Genomic DNA, 16,854 nt, shown 5'->3' with positions numbered 1-16,854 from the left:
GGCGGCGTTCCTAGAGGGCGCCGCCACGGGAGGCAGCCACCGCGGCCTCGAGGTGGATGGCCGCGCCCACCAACGTCAGGTGCGAGAACGCCTGCGGGAAGTTGCCGACGAACCGCTGCCGGACCGGGTCGTACTCCTCGGGCAACAGGCCGACGTCGTTGGGCAGGGTCAGCAGCCGCTCCATCAGCGTGCCGGCGTCGTCGAGGCGGCCGGCCTGCGCGTACGCCGAGACCAACCAGAACGAGCAGGCCAGAAACGGGTGCTCTTCCCCGGAGAGGCCGTCGACGCCGGTCTCGGTGCGGTAGCGGAGCAGGAAGCCGTTCTCCGTCAGCTCGGCCTCGATCGCCTCGATGGTGCCGAGCATGCGCGGGTCGTCGCCGTCGATGAACCCGACGGTGGGCAGCACGAGCAGCGACGCGTCGACCGCCGCGGTGTCGTAGTGCTGGGTGAAGGTGTTGCGGGACTCGTCGAACCCGCGGTCCAGGACCTCGGCGCGCACCTCGTCGCGCAACGCCCGCCAGCGCTCCACGGACCCGGTCAGGCCGTGCTCCTCCACCGCGCGGACCGCACGGTCGAACGCCACCCAGACCATGACGCGGGAGTGCGTGAACCGTTGCTGCGGGCCGCGGATCTCCCACAGCCCGTTGTCGGGCTTCTCCCAGGTGTCGGCCAGCTCGTCGACGAGCGCCCGCTGCAGCGCCCAGGAGTCGTGGCTGTCCTCGAGCCCCAGCTCACGGGCGATGTGCAGGGCGGCCATCACCTCGCCGAGCACGTCGGTCTGCCGCTGCGCCACCGCGGCGTTGCCGATGCGCACCGGCCGCGACCCGGCGTACCCCGGCAGATGGTCCAGCTCACGCTCGGGCAGGTCCCGGCCGCCGTCGACGGCGTACATCACCTGCAGGTCGCACGGGTCGCCGGCGACCGCGCGGAGCAGCCAGTCACGCCACAGCCGCGCCTCCCCGGAGTAGCCGCAGGCAAGGAACGCCTCCAGGGTGAGCGCGGCGTCGCGCAGCCAGCAGTAGCGGTAGTCCCAGTTGCGCTCACCGCCGAAGTCCTCGGGCAGGGATGTCGTGGGAGCCGCAACGATTCCGCCGGTGCCGCTGTGGGTGAGCAGCCGCAGGGTGAGCAGGGAGCGCAGCACCGCCTCGCGATGGGGGCCGTCGTAGCTGCAGCGGGCCGCCCAGCGCTCGTGCGCCTCCAGGGTGTCCACCAGGCGGTGGTCGGTCTCCAGGGGGCGGGCCGGAGGCCTGTGGGAGGGCAGCCAGGTGGTCGTGAACGTGAGCTCGTCGCCCGCGGACACGTCGAACTCGTCGGCGTGGACGTGGTCGGCGGCGTGCGGGAGCCGGTCGCCGCGCAGGTTGAGGCGGTCGGGCCCGGCGACCGCGCTGATCACCCGGGTGCCGTGCACGTCGACGCGACGGACCCAGGGGCTGATCCGCCCGTAGCCGAACCGGACGATCCACTCGTGCCGCATCCGGACCGTGCCCTCGACGCCGGTGACCCGGCGCACGAGGTCCGCGCGCCCGTCGTTGACGGGCATCGCGTCGACGACGCGGACCGACCCGGTGGCCGTCCGGTGCGTCGTCTCCAGCACGGCCGAGTGTCCGACGTACCGCCGGGTGCTCACCGCCTCGTCGGCGGGGCCGAGCAGCCAGCGTCCGTGGGACTCGTCCCCGAGCAGCGCCGCGAAGCACGCGGGGGAGTCGAAGCGGGGCAGGCACAGCCAGTCGACGGAGCCGTCGCGACCGATCAGCGCCGCGGTCTCTGTGTCGCCCACGATCGCGTAGTCCTCGATGGGCAGCGGCATGGCCGTCAACCTACCGGGCACTCGGGTGTCCTCTACGCTGCCGCCATGGATCTTGGCGCCCAGCTGCACGCCGAGCTCTTGCTGCGCGGGCAGACCGTGGCCTGCGCGGAGTCGATGACCGGCGGGGGCGTCGCCCAGGAACTGTCGGCGGCCCCCGGAGCCAGCGAGACGTTCGTGGGCGGAGTGGTGAGCTACGCCACCGAGGTGAAGATGGGCGTGCTCGGCGTGCCCTCGGAGCTCGTCGAGGAGCACGGCGTCGTGTCGGCTGACTGCGCCGAGGCGATGGCCGACGGGATCCGCCGCGTCCTCGACACCGACTGGGGAGTGAGCACGACCGGCGTCGCCGGTCCGACCACCCAGGAGGGCAAGCCGGTCGGCCTGGTGTACGTCGGGCTCTCCGGGCCGACCGGGACCAGCGCGCGCGAGCTGCACCTGGACGGTGACCGGGCGGAGATCCGAGCCGCAGCCGTGGCCGCCGCGGTCGAGACCCTGCTTGCAGCCGTCACAGAAGTCAGCGACAACGACTAGCGTGTTCGGACGGTTGCCGTGCGGGAAGTTTTCTTCGACCGGTAGCGTTGGGCTACACGTACCGGCACCGCATTGTGGAGCCGGACCGACAGCACCTGATCGGGCAGAGCGAAGGGAGAAGCGGATGGTCCTCTTCCGACGCCTGCTCGGCGAGGTGCTCCGTTCCCAGCGGATGCGGCAGGGCCGCACGCTGCGCGAGGTGTCCGCCGACGCGCGGGTCAGCCTCGGCTACATCTCCGAGATCGAGCGTGGCCAGAAGGAAGCCTCCTCAGAGCTGCTCGCCTCCCTGTGCGCGGCGCTCGACGTGCCGTTGTCCGAGGTGCTCTCCGAGGTCAGCGACGCCGTGGCGCTCGAGGAGGCCGCCCTGGCCATGCAGCTCGAGGACGTCAGGCTCGACACGACGTCCCTCCAGGGCTCCATGCAGCGCGGTCGGACCGGGTCCGGGTCCCGCCCGGGCGACGTGGTCGCCTCCGCCGCCTGAGCCGGACCCTGCGCTACGCCTCCGGCTGGCACGTCGGGCACCAGTAGGTCGCCCGCTGCTGCCCGTCCGGTCCCTGCATCGCCACCCGGATCGGTGTCCCGCAGCGGCGGCACGGCTGCTTGTCGCGCCGAAACACCCACATCGTGCTGCCGCGCCGGGTGTCACCCGTGGTCGTCTGCTCGACGCGTTGCTTGTTGGCGTCGAGCACGAGGTGGGCCCGGCGTACCAGCCGGTCGAGCGCCGCGACCTCGGAGACCGGCCGCCACGGGTGCAGCCCCGCCAGGAAGCACAGCTCGGACTTGTACATGTTGCCCACGCCGGCCAGGTTGCGCTGGTCGAGCAGCGCGTCGGCGATCGCGCGGTCGGGTCGCTCGCGGACCCGGCGGACCGCCTCGTCGGGGTCCCAGTCGGGACCGAGCAGGTCCGGTCCGAGGTGCCCGACCGCCGACTCCTCCTCGGACCGGGGGATGACCTCCACGATGCCGAGGGCGAAGCCGACTGCCGACCACGGCTGCGTGCCGAGCACCACCCGCGCCTCGTGGGCCGGGCGACGCCATCGCGATCCCGGCTTGTAGAGGTGCCACGAACCCTCCATCTTCAGGTGGGTGTGCAGGGTGTGGTCCGGGCCGATCCGGGTGAGCAGGTGCTTGCCGCGCGCCACGGTGGACTCCACCACGCGCCCCGACAGGTCGAGGGTCGCGAGCTCCGGCACCCGGAAGTCGGTCTTCGTCAGGGTCTGCCCGGTGATCGCCCGGTCGAGGTGACGGGCGGTGCGCCACACGGTGTCTCCCTCGGGCATGGCTCTCGTGCTCTCAGCCGCGCAGCCGCAGACCCCGCGGGGTCACCACGAACCCGGCGTCCTCCAGGGCCCTCCGCAGCGCCCCGGCCCGGTCGCTGCCGGCCAGGATGCTGGTGCCGTCGGCGCGCTCGACCGTGAGCCGACCGAGTGCGCCCTGGCGGACCGCGGTGGCCAGCGCACCGAGTGCCGAGCCGAGCGCCTCGGCGTCCTCGGTGAAGGTGAGCAGGGTCTTGCCGCCCCGCTCGACGTAGACCGCGAGGTCGCCGTCGACCACGACCACCAGCGCGCCCGCCTTGCGTCCGGGTCGGTGCCCGGAGGTGCCGGTGGCGTCGTCGGCGCGCACCGGACGCTCCGGCCACGGCAGAGCCGCGCCGTAGGGGTTGGCCGGGTCGGTGGCGGCGAGCGTGACCGCGGACCGCTTGTCCGGGGCCGCGTCGCTCGACGGCTCGGCACCGGACAATTCGCGGGAGAACGAGCGCAGCCGGTCGACCGCGCCCGGCACCCCGAACTGGGCGGCGCCGAGGGAGCCGACGAAGTAGCCGCGGCGGCACCGGCCGGAGTCCTCGAACGCCGACAGCACCTTGTAGACGCCCGCGAACCCGCCGGGCACCCGCTCACTCATGACCGCACCGCGGGTGACGACTCCGTGCCGCTCGAGCAGGCCCTCGGCGGCGGCGTGTGCCCGCCGGGTGTCGTCCGTGTCGATGGCGGGCAGCAGCGACCAGCGACCTGCGGCCGTGGCCGGGCCCGTGCGCGACGGCAGCTCCGGGCGCCCGATGGCGGGACGACGGCTCCCGGTGCGCACGCGGGGTGGTGGGCGGCGCGACCGGTGTGTCGTGCGTCCGCCGGACGTCAGGGCCCGGACCGGGGCCAGGGTGTCGTTGGTCAGGCGGCCCGACCAGACCAGGTCCCACAGGGCGGCCTCGAAGGCCCGGTCGTCGACGGACCCGACCGTGGCACCCACGGTCGTGGAGAGCTGCCGGAAGAAGTAGGCCCCGCCGCCCGCCAGCGCCTCGAGGATCGCCTCGTGCAGCGGTGTGGTCTCCAGATCGCCCGCGAGCTCGGCCGGATCGGGCAGGGTGAGGTGCGCGGAGTCGGCCAGGTGCAGGCTGGTCCAGCCATCGTTGCCGGGGAGGCTGCCGTGACCGCCCCAGACGACCTCGCCGGTGGTGGTGAGCTCGTCGAGGAGTGCCGGGTGGTAGTCGACGACTCGGCTGCCGAGCACCAGCGGCTCGAGCGCGGAGGCAGGCACCGCGCAACCGGCGAGCTGGTCGACGACGGTCAGCACCCCGTCGGCTCCGCGCAGCCGGTGGCGGGTGCTCGAGCCGGTCGGGAGGACGTTCTGCCAGATCGGCAGGAACCGGCCCAGGGTGGCCGGCTCGACCGGCTCGACCTCCTTGCGCAGCGCGGCCAGCGAGCGCCGCCGGAGTCGGCGCAGCACGTCGGCGTCGCACCACTCGGCACCGGAGCCGGCGGGCCGGAACTCGCCCTCGAGCACCCGGCCCTGGGACGCCAGCCGGTTGAGCGTCTGCTGCACGACCGCGACCCCGAGGCCGAGCCGGGTCGCCACGTCGGTGACGGTGAACGGGCCGTGGGTGCGGGCGTAGCGGCCGACCAGGTCGGCCAGTGGGTCGTCGACGGGCTCGGTGAACACCTCGGGGGTGCCGGGCGGCACCGGCACGCCCAGCCCGTCGCGCAGCCGGCCGACGTCCTCGACCGCGGCCCAGCGTTCGCCGCCGGCGAACCGGACCTCGACGACCCGCCGGGACTCGCGCAGCAGCTCCAGCCAGGGTGCTGGGTCCTCCCGGGAACGGTCGGCGACCTCCTGGGTGGAGAGCGGCCCGAGGAGACGCAGCAGGTCGGCCACGCCCTCGGCGTCGCGCGCCTTGCGGTCGTCGGTCAGCCGCTGCAGCTCGCGCTCGAGCTCGTGCAGCGAGTCGGGGTCGAGCAGCTCGCGCAGCTCCGCCCGACCGAGCAGCTCGGCGAGCAGGCCTTGGTCGAGGCTGAGCGCGGCGGCGCGGCGCTCGGCGATCGGGTTGTCGCCTTCGTACATGAAGGCGGCGACGTAGCCGAACAGCAGGCTGCGCGCAAACGGCGACGGCTGGGTGGTGCTGACCTCGACCGTGCGGAGCCGGCGGGCCGCCAGGTCGCGCATCAGGCCGGTGAGGGCGGGCACGTCGTAGACGTCCTGCAGGCACTCGCGGACCGCCTCGAGAACGATCGGGAAGGAGGGGTACTTCGACGCGACCTCGAGCAGCTGCGCGCTGCGCTGCCGCTGCTGCCACAACGGCGACCGGCGGCCGGGGTCACGGCGCGGCAGCAGCAGGGCGCGGGCGGCGCACTCCCGGAACCGGGACGCGAACAGGGCCGAACCACCCACCTCGGTGGTGACGATGTCCTCGATCTCGTCGGGCTCGAACACCACCACCTCGGCGCCGGGCGGCTCCTGGTCGGTCTCGGGGATGCGCAGCACGATGCCGTCGTCGCCGGGCAGCGCCTGGGCGTCGATGCCGTAGCGCTCGCGCAACCGGACCCCGATCGCCAGCGCCCACGGGGCGTGCACCTGGGCGCCGTAGGGGGAGTGCACGACGAGGCGCCAGTCGCCGAGCTCGTCGCGGAAGCGCTCGACGAGCACGGTGCGGTCGGTGGGCAGCGTCGTGGTGGCCTCGCGCTGCTCGGCGAGGAACGCGACCAGGTTGTCGGCGGCCCACTCGTCGAGGCCGGCGTCACGGCAGCGGGCGATCGCCCGGTCGACGGGCAGGGCGGACAGCTCGCGGGTGAACGCTCCGATCGCCGCACCCAGCTCGGCGGGCCGGCCGATCTGGTCGCCCTTCCAGAACGGCAGCCGGCCGGGCTGACCGGGTGCGGGGGAGACCAGCACCCGGTCGTGGGTGATGTCCTCGATCCGCCACGAGGTCGCCCCGAGCGCGAACACGTCCCCGACGCGGGACTCGTAGACCATCTCCTCGTCGAGCTCGCCGACCCTGGCCCCTCCGGACTTCGAGCCGGTCGCGGCCCCCACGAGGAACACTCCGAACAGGCCGCGGTCGGGGATGGTGCCGCCACTCGTGACCGCCAGCCGCTGTGCCCCGGGGCGGCCCGACAGCGTGCCGGCCACCCGGTCCCAGACCACGCGGGGTCGCAGCTCGGCGAACTCGTCGGAGGGGTAGCGGCCACTGAGCAGGTCGAGGGTGGCGTCGTACGCCGAGCGGGGCAGCGTCGTGAAGGGCGCCGCCCGGCGTAGAAGGGTGTAGAGCTCGTCGACGTCCCACTCGTCGACCGACGCGGCGGCGACGACCTGCTGGGCGAGCACGTCGAGGGGGTTGGCCGGGATGTGCAGCGACTCGATGGCGCCGACCCGCATCCGCTCCACCGCCACGGCGGTGTGCACGAGGTCGCTGCGGTGCTTGGGCAGCAGCACGCCGCGGGACACCTCGCCGACCTGGTGACCGGCGCGGCCGACGCGCTGAAGAGCGCTCGCCACCGACGGCGGGCTCTCGATCTGGACGACGAGGTCGACCGCACCCATGTCGATGCCGAGCTCGAGGCTGGAGGTGGCCACCACGCAGGGCAGTGCCCCGCGCTTGAGGTCGTCCTCGATGCGGGCCCGCTGCTCCTTGGACACCGAGCCGTGGTGGGCCCGCGCGATCACCACGTTGTCGGCGTCGGCGCCGCGCGACTGCCCGGACTGGGCCATGATCGCAGCCGGCATCCCGGTGCCGGGGATCGCCGTGGGTTCCGCGGTGGTCGCGCCCGTCGAGCCCGCCGCTCGGTCGGTGGCGATCTCGTTGAGCCGGGCGGTCAGCCGCTCGGCCAGCCGCCGGGAGTTCGCGAACACGATCGTGGAGCGGTGCTGCTCGACGAGGTCGACCACCCGCTCCTCGACGTGCGGCCAGATGGAGCCGTGCCGGTCGCCGGCGGCCGCCGACCCCTCGGACGGCTCCTCGGCGGCGGCCCCGAGCTCGGTCATGTCCTCGACGGGCACGACGACCTGGAGGTCCCACTCCTTGGTGGAGGCTGGCGCCACGACCTCGACCGGACGGGGACCGCCGAGGAACCTGGCGACCTCCTCGATCGGCCGGACCGTCGCGGAGAGGCCGATGCGCTGCGCGGGTGACTCGAGCAGCTCGTCGAGCCGCTCGAGGGACAGCGCGAGGTGCGCCCCGCGCTTGGTGCCGGCCACCGCGTGCACCTCGTCGACGATCACCGTGTCGACGCCCCGCAGCGCCTCGCGCGCCTGCGAGGTGAGCATCAGGAACAGGGACTCGGGAGTGGTGATCAGGATGTCCGGAGGGGCGGTGGCGATCCGGCGCCGGTCGGCCGCCGTCGTGTCACCCGAGCGGACTGCCACCGCGATCTCGGGGACCGTCTCGCCGAGCCGCTCGGCGGTGTGCCGGATGCCGGTGAGCGGGGCGCGCAGGTTGCGCTCCACGTCGACCGCCAGCGCCTTGAGCGGGGAGACGTAGAGGACGCGGCAGCGTCTGAGCTTGTCGGCCGGGCGCGGCTCGGTCGCGATCCGGTCGAGCGACCACAGGAACGCCGACAGCGTCTTGCCGGACCCGGTCGGGGCGACGACGAGGGCGTTGCGCCCCGCAGCGACCGCCTGCCAGGCGCCGACCTGCGCGGCCGTGGGAGTCGCGAAGGCGGTCTCGAACCAGGTGCGGGTGGGCGCGCTGAAGACGTCGGGCACCCGCGTCGTGCTCGCCCCATCGGCCATCCCTCCATCCTGCCGCACGCCTCCGACAGTTCGCCGGGTGCGGACCTTGGCACCGGAGGCGCCGACCCCTGACACTCGGCACATGGCGACACACCCGACACCCGCCGAGACGGGCGGGGCGGGCGTGCGCCGCTACTACGACGCGAACACCTGGAAGTTCCTGCTCACCGGCAGCCAGCGGGCGCTGCACCGGGAGCTGTGGGGGCCGGGCGTGACGACCCGCGCGGAGGCCGTGCACCACACGCACGACCTGGTGCTGGCCGAGCTCGGCGCCGCCGACCGGCGCGTGCTCGACCTGGGGTGCGGGGTCGGCACCGCCGCGCTGTACGTCGCGCGGCGCCGCCCGGTCGACGTGGTCGGCGTGTCGATCAGCCCCGCCCAGGTGCGGCTGGCCCGGCGGTACGCCGACCGGAGCGGACCGCTGCTGGGCGACGTCCGGTTCGCGGTCGCGGACTTCACCGACCTGCCGGACGAGCTCACCGGGTTCGATCTCGCCTTCGCCATCGAGTCGTTCGTGCACGCCGACCCGGCGCCGGCGTTCTTCCGCGAGGTGGCTTGCGCCCTGCGGCCGGGCGGCGCCCTCGTCGTCGTCGACGACGTGCGCACAACCGACACGGCGGACCGCCGCATCGTCGACTTCTGCGACGGCTGGCACGTCTCGTCCCTGCTCACCGTCGCGGAGGCGGCGGCGCTGGCAGCCGGTGCCGGCCTGCGGCTGGTCGACTCGCGGGACCTGTCGCCGATGCAGCGGCTCGGCCGGCCGCGGGACCGGGTCGTCCGGGCCCTCCAGCCGGTCCTGCGGCGGGCCCGCGGCCGGTCGGCCTGGGCCGACTCCATGGTGGGCGGCGACGCCCTGCAGCGATGTCACCGGGCCGGGCTGCTGGAGTACCGCCTGCTCCGCTTCGTCCGGGAGGCGGACTGACACCCGGTTGGGACGGCCGGGGTCCGGACCCGTCCCGGACCGGCGCCGGGTCGAACCACTCCTGAGCACGTCGACCCCGACCTCGTCAGGAGCAGCCGGTGCGCAAGCCCGCCACCCTCGCTATCGCGGTCGGCTTCCTGCTGGCGGTGCTGCTGCCGGCCCCGACCGCCGGCGTGGCCGGGTCGGCGCCGTCCCCGGGCTACACCGTCCTGCAGATGAACCTGTGCCTGTCCGGCGCGGCCGGCTGCTTCGCGCGCACCGCCTACCCTGCCGTGATCGACGAGGCGACCGCCCAGGTCGTCGCCCAGGACGCGGAGGCGGTGACGCTCAACGAGGCGTGCAGCGGCGACGTCGAGACGCTGGCTCGTCGTACCGGCTACCGGATGCGGTTCTCCGCCGTCCTCTCAGGCGGCGCACGCGTGCCGTGCGTCAGGCCGGGTGGCCGCGGCGTGTACGGGATCGCCGTCCTCACCAAGGCGGCCGTCCGCAGCGCCCACGACGGGGCGTTCGAGGTGCATGCGGGCGCCGAGGAGCGACGGTGGCTCTGCGTGACGACGGGCCGCCGGACCACGGTCTGCAGCGCACACCTCGACACTCGCGGGTCGGCGGTGGCCCGGGTCTTCAACGACGCGGAGTGCCGCCAGCTGAAGGCCGTCCTCGCGCGGTACGACGAGGCCGGGGTCACGGTGTTCGGCGGGGACGTGAACCGCCGGGACCCGTGTGCTCCGGGCACCATGTGGACGCGCGACGACGCGGCGGCCACCCAGCTGCCGGGGATCCAGCACGTCTACGGCAGCAGGTCGCTGGGTCCACCGGCCGCGCGGGTCGCTGCGGCGACGTACACGGACCACGACTTCCTTTCCGCGAGCATGCCGCTGGAGGCCCGCACCACGAGGGGCTGAGGGCGACGGACCCGGTCGTCAGCGCCCGCCCGGACGGGCCCGGACGTAGAGCACGTCGTGGTCGCTGTGCGGTGCCGCCAGGACCTGCGCGCGGGGTGAGCTGAGCGTGCTCCGGCTCCCGTAGACGTGCTGCACCCCGGCCCGCTGGCCGGCCGAACGGTCGGTGCGGGTCCAGAAGCCGCCCGGGGCACAGGAACTGCCACGGTTGACGTCGCCGCCGAACACCACGCTGCGCACCGCCGCGCGACGTGCCAGCAGCGCGCCCAGCTCGACGCACTGGTCGTCGTTCGCCGCGGCGAAACCCCTGCTGCGGATCTCGAGGTGGGCCGTGCACACGTCCTGGTCCTCACTCGTGGTGACGCAGAGCCACCGTCGCTCCTCGGGGCCGAACTGGCCCTCGAAGACCTCGGTCTCCGAGCTCCTCACGGCTGCCCTGGTGAGCACCGCGTTGCCGAACAATCCGCGTCCGCCGGGGTCGACGCAGGGCAGCAGCTCGCGGTCATAGATCACGCTCACGAAGCGCAGGTGGTAGCCGGTGCGTCGGGCGATGGCGGCCGCGTCGACCCGGCAGGCCTCGTTGAGGGTGACCGCGTCCGGGCGCGCCTGCCGGATGCGGGCGACCACGTCCCGTACGCCGGCCGGGTACGCCACCGTGTCGTAGCAGCCGGACATCCCGGAGAGGCACACGTTCATCTGCATGAGCACGAACGACGAGGGCGCCGCACGCGGGGCGGCCACCGCGGAGCCGTCCGAGGTGCCGGGCGTCGTGTCCAGGCGGCCCCACCCCACCAACGCGAGCACCAGCGCGCCGCCCAGCCCGATGACGAGCAGGGCCACGGACGTGCGAGAGACGCCGTCGCCGGGGCGGCGTGCGGGTAGCTGCAGGATCCCTCGACGGTACCCGGACCCGGCGATGTCGGCGCGCCTCAGCCGACCGGCTCGACCGCGTTCGGAAGCCGCAGCGCGATCAGCACGGCGGCCGCGCAGGCGAGCGCGGCGAACACAGGTTGTACCACCGAGACGGTGAAGCCGGAGATGACGAACAGCACCAGCGCGACGGCGTATCCCCAACCGGCGAGCCGCAGCGAGTCCGATGTTCGCGCCACCGCGCGGCCGAACATGACCGCACCGGCCAGGAAGCACACCGCTCCGATCCCGAAGGTGGTGAGCAGCGGGGTGCCGTACACCTCGTCGTACAGTCCCTCGGCTCCTTCCTGGCCGGCCAGGAAGGCCCTCCCGATCGCGGGCTGGGCGAACGCGGCCGCCGCGAAGAGACCCGTGAAGAGGACGTTGCCCACGATCGTCAGGGCGGTCGCCACGGTCGCCGTGGCCGCGGCCGGACCACGGACCAGGAAGAGCAGCGCCGAGACGATCCCGACCAGGCCCAACGCGGCGCCGAGGATGCTGCCGACGATGTGGTTGACCAGGAAGATGTCGGTGGTGACGTAGCGCGACCAGTCGCCGAACGCCTCGGCGTGGTCGGGCTCGTGCGTGAGGGTGCTCAGGGCGAGCAGGAGTGCGTAGAGGGGGAGCAGCCACAGGCCTGCACTCGCGAGCCCCAGCCCGCTCCCCGTGCGTTCGTGCTGTGCTGTGGTCACCGTTCGACGGTACGACGGCGGTGCCGGCCCGGGCATGGCCCGAGTCGGCCACTTCCGGCGGGACCGATGCGCCGAAAACTCGGATGAACCACGTCGGTGCCCGGGGATAGGGTCGAACGGTGCCTCACGCCGTCCCCGACCCCGTCGACACCGCCGCCGCGGCCCGTCCCGTGTCCCTGATCCGGGCCACCGGTCTGCGCAAGTCGTTCGGCGACCTCGAGGCCGTTCGCGGCATCGACCTCGACGTGGCCGCGGGTGAGGCGTTCGGCTTCCTCGGGCCCAACGGCGCGGGCAAGTCCTCCACGATGCGCATGGTCGCGGCGGTGTCCCCGCCGACCGCGGGCGAGCTCAGCATCCTCGGCATGGACCCCGCCACGCAGGGTCCGCAGATCCGGGCGCGGATCGGCGTCTGTCCGCAGGAGGACACGCTGGACACCGAGCTCAGCATCCGCGACAACCTCGTCGTCTACGGGCGCTACTTCGGGCTCGCACGCAACGAGTGCGCGGCCCGCGCCGACGAGCTGCTGCGCTTCTTCCAGCTCACCGAGAGGGCCGGGCAGAAGGTCGACAAGCTGTCCGGCGGCATGAAGCGTCGGCTCACCATCGCCCGCTCGCTGATCAACCAGCCCGACCTGCTGCTGCTCGACGAGCCGACCACCGGCCTCGACCCGCAGGCCCGGCACGTCTTGTGGGACAAGCTGTTCCGGCTCAAGCAGCAGGGCGTGACGCTGGTGCTGACCACGCACTACATGGATGAAGCAGAGCAGCTCTGTGATCGGCTCGTGGTCATGGACAAGGGCCAGATCGTCGCAGAGGGCTCGCCGCTCTCCCTGATCCGCGAGCACTCCACCCGCGAGGTCACCGAGCTGCGCTTCGGGGTCGGCGAGCACGAGGCCCTGGCCGCCCGGGTCGCCGACCTCGCGGAGCGCGTCGAGGTGCTGCCCGACCGGCTGCTGCTCTACACCGAGGACGGCGAGGAGACCCTGGCCAGGGTCCACGAGCGGGGTCTCGACCCGACCGCGGTGCTGGTGCGCCGCTCCACGCTCGAGGACGTCTTCCTGCATCTCACCGGCCGGACGCTGGTGGACTGATGGCCGAGGTCTCGACCCCCGGACCCGTCGCCTCCGGCCGGGGCGCCGCCGCGCCCGGGCACGGCGAGCGGGTGCTCCGCCAGCTCGACTACTGGGTCACCGTCTACAAGCGCACCTGGCGGGCGTCGATCGCGAGCTCGTTCCTGGCCCCACTGTTCTACGTGGTGGCGATGGGCGTCCTGCTGGGCGGCTTCGTCGACGCCGGGGGAGCGGCGCTCGAGGGCGCCCCGTCGTACCTCGCCTTCATCGCGCCCGGCCTGGTCGCGGCTCATGCGATGCAGACCGCGGTGGGGGAGACCATGTACCCCGTCCTCGGCGCGATCAAGTGGAACAAGACCTATCTCGGCATGGTGGCCACACCGTTGACCCCGGCCGACGTGGTCGCCGCCCATCTGGGGTTCGTGGTGTTCCGGGTCGCCACCGCGTGCGGGGCGTTCCTGCTGGTGCTGTCGCTGTTCGGGTTGTTCGTCTCGGTGCCCGGCGTGCTCGTCGCGTTCCTGGTCCAGCTGCTGATCGGGCTGGCCTTCGGCACCCCGCTCTACGCCTACAGCGCCGGGCTGTCCGACCCCACGCCGTTCGCGGTGATCTTCCGGGTGCTGATCATGCCGCTGTTCCTGTTCTCGGGAGCGTTCTTCCCGATCTCCAACCTGCCCGACGGGATCGAGTGGCTGGCCTGGGTGTCCCCGCTGTGGCACGGCGTCGACCTGACCCGGATGCTGACGCTCGGCACGCTCGACGTCCCGCTCGCGCTCGTACACGTCGGCTACCTCGGCGTGCTCGCGGCCGGCGGCTGGTGGTGGTCAGTGCGCCGCCTGACCAGGAGGCTGCTCAGCTGATGGCCGTCGTCACCACCTCCCTGGGGCGTCTCGACACCGACGCGACGCGCTGGTCGCCGTCGTGGCGGCTCGTCGCGCGCAACTACCTGGCCCACCGGCGCAGCAAGGTCTTCTTCCTCACCGGGTTCCTCGAGCCGGTGCTGTTCCTGTTCTCGATCGGCATCGGGGTCGGTCAGCTGATCGACTCGTTCGAGTTCAACGGCCGCACGGTCGAGTACGCCGCGTTCGTCGCACCCGGCATGCTCGCCGCCTCCGCCATGAACGGCGCCGTCCTCGACTCGACGTTCTCGGTCTTCTTCAAGCTCAAGTTCGAGAAGCTCTACGACGCCGTGCTGGCCACGCCGTTGCGGCCGTTCGACGTGGCGCGGGGGGAGATCACCTGGGCGCTGCTGCGCGGCGGGGTCTACTCCGTCGGCTTCCTCGTCGTCATGCTGCTGATGGGGCTGGTGCACTCCTGGTGGGCGCTGCTCGCCGTGCCGGCCACGCTGCTCATCGGGTTCGGGTTCTCGGCGGTGTGCATGGCGCTCACCACGTTCATGCGCTCGTGGCAGGACTTCGACCTGGTCACCCTCGCGGTGATGCCGCTGTTCCTGTTCTCGGCGACCTTCTTCCCCGTCACGGCCTTCGACGGCGCGCTGCGCTGGGTCGTCGAGGCCAGCCCGCTCTACCGCGGCGTGGTGCTGTGCCGTGAGCTCACCACCGGCGCGATCTCCTGGGACTCGGCGGTCTCGGTCGTGTACCTGCTGGTGATGGGCCTGGCCGGGCTCTACGTCGTCTCGCGCCGGCTCGGCACGCTGCTGCTGCGCTGAGGGGCCGTCGGGTCAGCTCGGGCCGAGCAGCTTCTGGTACCACTCGACGTCGATCCACTGGTCGAACTTGTAGCCGACCTCGCGCATCGTGCCGACGTGCTCGAACCCCACCGCCTTGTGCAGCGCGACGCTGCCCGGGTTGGGCAGCGCGACCAGCGCGACGGCGGTGTGCACACCGGACTGCGCCATCGCGTCGAGCAGCGCGGGGTAGAGGATCCGGCCAATGCCCTTGCCGCGCACCGACGGGTCGAGGTAGATCGAGGTCTCCCGGGTCAGCTCGTACGCCGGACGCGGCCGGTAGGACCACGAGTAGGCATAGCCGACCACGTCGCCGTCGGAGTCGACCGCGACCAGCAGGTGGTCGCCCTGGTGGTTGCCCTCGAGCTTCTCGCGCCAGTACGCCAGCGTCGGGGCCTCCAGGTCGAACGTCGCGATGCTGTTGGCCACCTCGTGGTTGTAGATCGTCGCGATGTCGCGCAAGTCGTCCTCGACGGCGGGACGGACCGTCACGGGGTCGTGCGCGGGTTCGGCGGGGCTCTCGGCGGCCATCCGACCATTCTCCCAAATCCGCCGACGGCGCGGACGACACGTCCAGCCCGGACGGCGGGATGCCGCCCGGGGCCGTCGTAGGCTCCTCACCGTGCGGCACACGGAGTTCTGGGAGCGGATGGAGCAGGCGCTCGGGTCGTCGGCGTACGCCCGGCACTGGTCGGAGCAGCAGGTGATGGCCGCGCTCGGGGGCCGCACCGCCGCCGAGGCGCTGGCCGAGGGCGAGACCCCCAAGGTCGTGTGGCGCGCCGTCTGGGAGACGCTCGAGCTGCCGGCGAGCGAGCGATGAGCGACCCGGGCGACCCGGCGGCCCGGGCCGGTCGGCGGATCGCCGGTTGGGTCGGCGCCGGTGCCCGCGACGTGGCGTCCGGCCTGGCCCGCGGTGTCGCCGGGGGCGTGAGGTGGCCGGACCACGAGGTCCGGCGTGTGCAGCGTCGTACCCTCGGCACGCTCGTCGTCGCGCAGTCCCTCGGCGGCATCGGCATCACCATCGGGATCGCGGTCGCGGCGATCCTGGCCGAGGACCTGTCCGGCTCCGAGAGCCTGGCCGGCCTGGCCCAGACCTCGCAGGTGCTCGGCACCGCGCTGGCGTCGTTCCTGCTCGCTCACCTGATGGGCCGTCGGGGGCGACGACCGGGTCTCGTGCTCGGCTACGTGGTCGGCGCGGCCGGCGCGGCGCTCTGCGTCGTCGCCGGGGTGGTCGAGATGTTCCCGCTGCTGCTCGTCGGGGCGACTCTGCTCGGCGCCACGACGGCGGCGAACAACCAGTCCCGCTACACCGCCACCGACCTCGCCCCGCCGGACCGTCGGGCCCGGTCGCTGTCCCTGGTCGTGTGGGCGACCACCATCGGCGCGGTCGCCGGGCCCAACCTCACCGGTGTAGCCGGTCGGGCGGCCCGGGCGATGGGGCTGCCCGGCCTCACCGGACCGTTCCTCTTCGGGCTGCTGGGGATCCTGGCGGCCGGGCTCGTGGTCGCGGTCTTCCTCCGGCCCGACCCGCTGATGGTCGCGCGGGAGGCGGCCCTGGACCGGGGCGTCTCCACCGGCCGTACGTCGACGTCCTGGGCGCGCGTCCGGGAGGTGATCCGCCAGCGGCCGGCCGTCCGTGCCGGCGTCGCGGCGCTCGCGCTCGGACACGGCGTGATGATCGCCGTGATGGTGATGACCCCGCTGCACATGCACCACGGCGGCGCGACCCTCGAGGTCATCGGGGTCGTCATCTCGGTGCACGTGCTCGGCATGTTCGCGTTCGCGCCGGTGGTCGGCTGGGCCGCCGACCGGTTCGGACGGCCCCCGGTCCTGACCGCCGGGGCGCTGGTGCTGTTCCTCGCGCTGTTCCTGTCCGGCTCGTCGCCGGCCGGCGCTTCGACGACGATCGGCGTCGGCCTGTTCCTGCTCGGACTGGGCTGGTCGCTCTGCAACGTCGCCGCCTCGACCCTGCTCTCCGAGTCCGCGCCGCTCGACGCCCGCACCGACGTGCAGGGCGCCGCCGACCTGGTGATGGGCCTGGTGGCCGCCGCCGCCGGCGTCGTGGCCGGGCTGGTGATGGACGGCTTCGGGTACGTCGCGCTCAACCTCTTCGCCGCGGTCCTGGTCACCGGGGTCGCGACGGCGGCCGAGGTCGCCCGGCGTACGACGCAGCGGGGCCACCGCGGGGCCGACACGCCCGCCCTGTAGCGCCCACGACACGCCCGCGTGTCGTCTCGGATCGAACACACGTTCGGGCTACGCTGGCGGCGACGCCAGGCCCGGGGACGCTCTCCACAGGCTCCCGGCCCGGGGTCGAAACTGTCGGAGGCCCTGCCTAGGGTCGCT

The 16,854-nt window shown here is 73.3% G+C and carries 15 protein-coding genes; 9 read left to right on the top strand and 6 right to left on the bottom strand.

What is annotated here, in order from left to right; translation table 11 throughout:
• Positions 1-10: 10 nt before the first annotated feature.
• Positions 11-1,807 (bottom strand): glycoside hydrolase family 15 protein, encoded by a 1,797-nt coding sequence (locus VFH10_RS12065; protein ID WP_325128821.1) that lies wholly within the window; start codon positions 1,805-1,807, stop codon positions 11-13.
• Positions 1,808-1,852: 45 nt separating this feature from the next.
• On the opposite strand from VFH10_RS12065, the gene VFH10_RS12060 reads away from it, so the two are divergent.
• Entirely contained in the window at positions 1,853-2,335 is a 483-nt protein-coding gene (locus tag VFH10_RS12060) for a nicotinamide-nucleotide amidohydrolase family protein (RefSeq protein ID WP_325128819.1), read from the top strand.
• A 124-nt stretch (positions 2,336-2,459) separates the two neighbouring features.
• Positions 2,460-2,816 (top strand): helix-turn-helix transcriptional regulator, encoded by a 357-nt coding sequence (locus VFH10_RS12055; protein ID WP_325128817.1) that lies wholly within the window; start codon positions 2,460-2,462, stop codon positions 2,814-2,816.
• 13 nt (positions 2,817-2,829) lie between these two features.
• Here VFH10_RS12055 and VFH10_RS12050 read toward each other — a convergent pair whose 3' ends face one another.
• Positions 2,830-3,615, bottom strand: coding sequence for an Fpg/Nei family DNA glycosylase (locus VFH10_RS12050; RefSeq protein WP_325128814.1), 786 nt, complete (start codon positions 3,613-3,615; stop codon positions 2,830-2,832).
• Positions 3,616-3,628: 13 nt separating this feature from the next.
• Positions 3,629-8,332 (bottom strand): ATP-dependent helicase, encoded by a 4,704-nt coding sequence (locus tag VFH10_RS12045; protein WP_325128812.1) that lies wholly within the window; start codon positions 8,330-8,332, stop codon positions 3,629-3,631.
• 82 nt (positions 8,333-8,414) lie between these two features.
• On the opposite strand from VFH10_RS12045, the gene VFH10_RS12040 reads away from it, so the two are divergent.
• Together VFH10_RS12040 and VFH10_RS12035 are read left to right on the top strand one after the other, a co-directional pair.
• Entirely contained in the window at positions 8,415-9,254 is an 840-nt protein-coding gene (locus tag VFH10_RS12040; protein WP_325128810.1) for a class I SAM-dependent methyltransferase, read from the top strand.
• Positions 9,255-9,352: 98 nt separating this feature from the next.
• Positions 9,353-10,156: an endonuclease/exonuclease/phosphatase family protein gene (locus VFH10_RS12035; protein WP_325128808.1), complete on the top strand. Its 804-nt coding sequence runs from the start codon at positions 9,353-9,355 to the stop codon at positions 10,154-10,156.
• Positions 10,157-10,174: 18 nt separating this feature from the next.
• On the opposite strand, the gene VFH10_RS12030 is transcribed toward VFH10_RS12035, so the two are convergent.
• Both VFH10_RS12030 and VFH10_RS12025 read right to left on the bottom strand, forming a co-directional pair.
• Positions 10,175-10,993 carry an endonuclease/exonuclease/phosphatase family protein gene (locus VFH10_RS12030; protein ID WP_325128806.1) on the bottom strand — a complete coding sequence of 273 codons (819 nt, stop codon included), beginning with the start codon at positions 10,991-10,993 and terminating at the stop codon, positions 10,175-10,177.
• An 89-nt stretch (positions 10,994-11,082) separates the two neighbouring features.
• On the bottom strand, positions 11,083-11,754 hold the full coding sequence (locus VFH10_RS12025) for a hypothetical protein (protein ID WP_325128804.1): 672 nt from the start codon (positions 11,752-11,754) through the stop codon (positions 11,083-11,085).
• Between the two features lie 170 nt (positions 11,755-11,924).
• Between VFH10_RS12025 and VFH10_RS12020 the strand changes: the two genes are divergently transcribed.
• Genes VFH10_RS12020 through VFH10_RS12010 form a run of 3 tightly spaced genes read left to right on the top strand, consistent with a single transcriptional unit; the run spans position 11,925 to position 14,490 of the window.
• Positions 11,925-12,845 carry an ABC transporter ATP-binding protein gene (locus VFH10_RS12020; RefSeq protein WP_414689869.1) on the top strand — a complete coding sequence of 307 codons (921 nt, stop codon included), beginning with the start codon at positions 11,925-11,927 and terminating at the stop codon, positions 12,843-12,845.
• Complete coding sequence (locus VFH10_RS12015; RefSeq protein WP_325128801.1) at positions 12,845-13,681, top strand: ABC transporter permease; 837 nt, start codon at positions 12,845-12,847, stop codon at positions 13,679-13,681. The genes VFH10_RS12020 and VFH10_RS12015 overlap by 1 nt, the downstream gene beginning before the upstream one ends.
• Entirely contained in the window at positions 13,681-14,490 is an 810-nt protein-coding gene (locus VFH10_RS12010; protein WP_325128799.1) for an ABC transporter permease, read from the top strand. Before VFH10_RS12015 ends, VFH10_RS12010 begins: the two co-directional genes overlap by 1 nt.
• A gap of 12 nt (positions 14,491-14,502) precedes the next feature.
• Here the strand turns inward: VFH10_RS12010 and VFH10_RS12005 are convergent, their stop codons facing one another.
• Positions 14,503-15,039: a GNAT family N-acetyltransferase gene (locus VFH10_RS12005; protein ID WP_325128798.1), complete on the bottom strand. Its 537-nt coding sequence runs from the start codon at positions 15,037-15,039 to the stop codon at positions 14,503-14,505.
• 91 nt (positions 15,040-15,130) lie between these two features.
• On the opposite strand from VFH10_RS12005, the gene VFH10_RS12000 reads away from it, so the two are divergent.
• Together VFH10_RS12000 and VFH10_RS11995 are read left to right on the top strand one after the other, a co-directional pair.
• A complete protein-coding gene (locus tag VFH10_RS12000) occupies positions 15,131-15,328 on the top strand; it encodes a DUF3046 domain-containing protein (protein ID WP_325128796.1) in 198 nt (65 codons plus the stop codon).
• On the top strand, positions 15,325-16,716 hold the full coding sequence (locus tag VFH10_RS11995; protein ID WP_325128794.1) for an MFS transporter: 1,392 nt from the start codon (positions 15,325-15,327) through the stop codon (positions 16,714-16,716). Before VFH10_RS12000 ends, VFH10_RS11995 begins: the two co-directional genes overlap by 4 nt.
• Positions 16,717-16,854: the final 138 nt, after the last annotated feature.

It is taken from the genome of Nocardioides sp., assembly GCF_035697785.1.
Classification (GTDB): domain Bacteria; phylum Actinomycetota; class Actinomycetes; order Propionibacteriales; family Nocardioidaceae; genus Nocardioides_B.
This window is presented reverse-complemented; position numbering and strand designations above follow the sequence as displayed.

What these genes read in the sequence shown, in the direction of transcription:
- VFH10_RS12005 (WP_325128798.1), bottom strand. Translation starts at nt 15,039, where the DNA reads ATGGCCGCCGAGAGCCCCGCCGAACCCGCGCACGACCCCGTGACGGTC.
- VFH10_RS12050 (WP_325128814.1), bottom strand. Translation starts at nt 3,615, where the DNA reads ATGCCCGAGGGAGACACCGTGTGGCGCACCGCCCGTCACCTCGACCGG.
- VFH10_RS12065 (WP_325128821.1), bottom strand. Translation starts at nt 1,807, where the DNA reads ATGCCGCTGCCCATCGAGGACTACGCGATCGTGGGCGACACAGAGACC.
- VFH10_RS12060 (WP_325128819.1), top strand. Translation starts at nt 1,853, where the DNA reads ATGGATCTTGGCGCCCAGCTGCACGCCGAGCTCTTGCTGCGCGGGCAG.
- VFH10_RS11995 (WP_325128794.1), top strand. Translation starts at nt 15,325, where the DNA reads ATGAGCGACCCGGGCGACCCGGCGGCCCGGGCCGGTCGGCGGATCGCC.
- VFH10_RS12015 (WP_325128801.1), top strand. Translation starts at nt 12,845, where the DNA reads ATGGCCGAGGTCTCGACCCCCGGACCCGTCGCCTCCGGCCGGGGCGCC.
- VFH10_RS12045 (WP_325128812.1), bottom strand. Translation starts at nt 8,332, where the DNA reads ATGGCCGATGGGGCGAGCACGACGCGGGTGCCCGACGTCTTCAGCGCG.
- VFH10_RS12010 (WP_325128799.1), top strand. Translation starts at nt 13,681, where the DNA reads ATGGCCGTCGTCACCACCTCCCTGGGGCGTCTCGACACCGACGCGACG.
- VFH10_RS12055 (WP_325128817.1), top strand. Translation starts at nt 2,460, where the DNA reads ATGGTCCTCTTCCGACGCCTGCTCGGCGAGGTGCTCCGTTCCCAGCGG.
- VFH10_RS12040 (WP_325128810.1), top strand. Translation starts at nt 8,415, where the DNA reads ATGGCGACACACCCGACACCCGCCGAGACGGGCGGGGCGGGCGTGCGC.